Below are 2318 nucleotides of genomic sequence, written 5' to 3' on the forward strand. Positions count from 1 at the left end.
CATCCTGCTGATTAACAGAAAGCTTTACAACGATTTCTGAAGGACTTCCCAAATTAGCGCCTTGCTGAAAAATGTACTCTTTTTGGCGCCGAATATTTTTCGTGAATAGATAGCACGCCAAGGCACCGCTTGACGTGCCAGTTGCAGATTCTTCGTTAATGCCATACAACGGTGCAAAATTGCGGCAGACAATATCCGTTTCTGACAAGCCAAATACGTGCATGCCGATGACGCCATATTGCTCACTAAGTGTTGCTATTGCTTGCCAATTAGGATTTAGCGCGTTGAGTTCATTGATATTAACCGGTACCAAAATATCTTTCCCACCTTTGGATACCACTTGAATATCGAAGTTGTCATTAACTGCTGAAATATCAATGGCCTCGCTCAATTCAGGCTTCTCAATCTTTTCAAAAAATTCTGAGGGCTGCTGGTTCATAAATATTCTTTTCGGCTGGACTTCGATCGGAATAATCCCCGCCTTGGTTTCAATTGTGTATTGGTTCGGTACAACCTTTCCAAGTTCTCGCATGAGGGTAAAGGAGGCGATCGTCGCATGGCCACATAAATCCACTTCGCTCGTTGGCGTATAATACTCAAATTTGAAATCTGCTTGATCGGAACCGGAAATAAAGGCCGATTCAGAAAAACCCAGTTCTTTAGCAATGGCTATTTTCTGAGTCACTGATAACGGTTGTTGTAGAAAAATTATCCCCGCTTGGTTCCCTCCGGTATTGTCCTTGCTAAAAGCACTTGCAATGTACGCTTTCACTTTCATTCTTACATCCCCCTCAATAATCATCGCTAATATTTCAAGCGTATCACCTCGTTCATAAACCCTAAAGTAGTCTACCGACTCGAGGCGAAATCTAAACAAAATTTTAGTATCATTTTGCAAACGTTTTTTATGTTTGGTATCGTTTTTAAGTATTCAAACTAACACAAAATATATAACAGGAGGACTCTTATTTTGATAAACAAAAAGTCACTCGCTACTTCACTTATGGTAACAACTTTTCCACAAGAGGCGCTCTTGTTTCATGGTATCAACAATGAAATTGTCAACTAAGTCAAAAAAAGCTGCTATTTTTGGCGGTTAACAACACTTGTAGCATTAATTCTTAGTGTACTATTCCCAAAAGTAAGTATAACTATTTTAGTTATTTGGTTAATAGTGTTCATTATTGGTGTGTCAAAAATTTCTAATTCAACGCCTAAAAACTAAATAATTTTTGTCTCTATGAGACATCACTGAAAGTTTTGATTGCCAACATGAAATGATACAGTCAATGTGGCGTACCCCGAAATTTAAAATAACTTTCGGGGGTTTCTGCTTTATTAATATCTAATTTACTTTAGTTCGGAAGGCCACTCCAAACGCTAATGTCCCAATCGTTGTGTCGTCCGAACGGACCATGTTCAGAATCTAAACACTAATCTTTGCACCGTTACAGCAAATAATTGATTATTATTTGTTTGTGTAATTACACGTACAAATACACAAAATCACCCCGATGCAATCTACTAGGTAGTAGGTTGCATCGGGGTGATTTTAATGAAAGACAGAACTAATCATATTGCAGGTACGTACATACTCAATTATCGGCCACTTCATAACAAAAGAAGAGTACAAGAATACTCAAATCGGTACTCAAATGGCTGACGTGATCAACACGAATTATCTGAACGAATTAATATGAATCAAATGTTAACCAACTAAAGTCCCGGTGCTCATCCGAAGTAACTAAAACGTGGACATCACGTTAACACCCACCTCATACAGTAAGTGTACACCGTATAGTAACAGCACAATACCTGAAATCACATTGATCCAAATTAGGAACTTCTTTGACAATCTATCTTTTAAACTATTGATAACAAGCGTCATCCCCATAATCCAAATAAATGTCGCCATAACAATTCCGGTAATAAACATGCCAACCGCAGAATCCGCTAATGTTCCACGAATTGCACTAAGTGTAATAGATGAATCAATAACAGCTTGCGGATTCGCCCAGATGACTACAATGGCTGTCAATATTGCTTTTTTAACCGGTATTTGATTGACTTGTTCATTTAAGTCTACACTTCTCGCTGACTTCAATACATTCCACGCAAGCCAAACAACTAATACTCCACCAACAAACATCACAACTTGTTTGACAGTCTCATTGGCATTTAAAATGACGCCAAAACCAAAATAGCCCACCGATGCCAAGGCAGTATTAGAGATCCACACGAATAAAGAATATAGCATCGATCTTTTCAGCGAGTGATTAAACGCATTGTTAAACACATATATATTTTGCATTCCGATT

At 38.2% G+C, this 2318-nt stretch carries 2 protein-coding genes; both read right to left on the bottom strand.

Annotated elements, in window-relative coordinates; translation table 11 throughout:
* On the bottom strand, positions 1-778 hold a 778-nt coding region (locus WEIDD23_RS02305), incomplete at its 3' end, for a PhzF family phenazine biosynthesis protein (RefSeq protein ID WP_062358719.1).
* A 966-nt stretch (positions 779-1744) separates the two neighbouring features.
* Positions 1745-2317 (bottom strand): LysE/ArgO family amino acid transporter, encoded by a 573-nt coding sequence (locus WEIDD23_RS02310; RefSeq protein WP_242865395.1) that lies wholly within the window; start codon positions 2315-2317, stop codon positions 1745-1747.
* Position 2318 lies beyond the last annotated feature (1 nt).

The organism is Weissella sp. DD23 (assembly GCF_001579105.1).
Classification (GTDB): Bacteria; Bacillota; Bacilli; order Lactobacillales; family Lactobacillaceae; genus Weissella; species Weissella cibaria.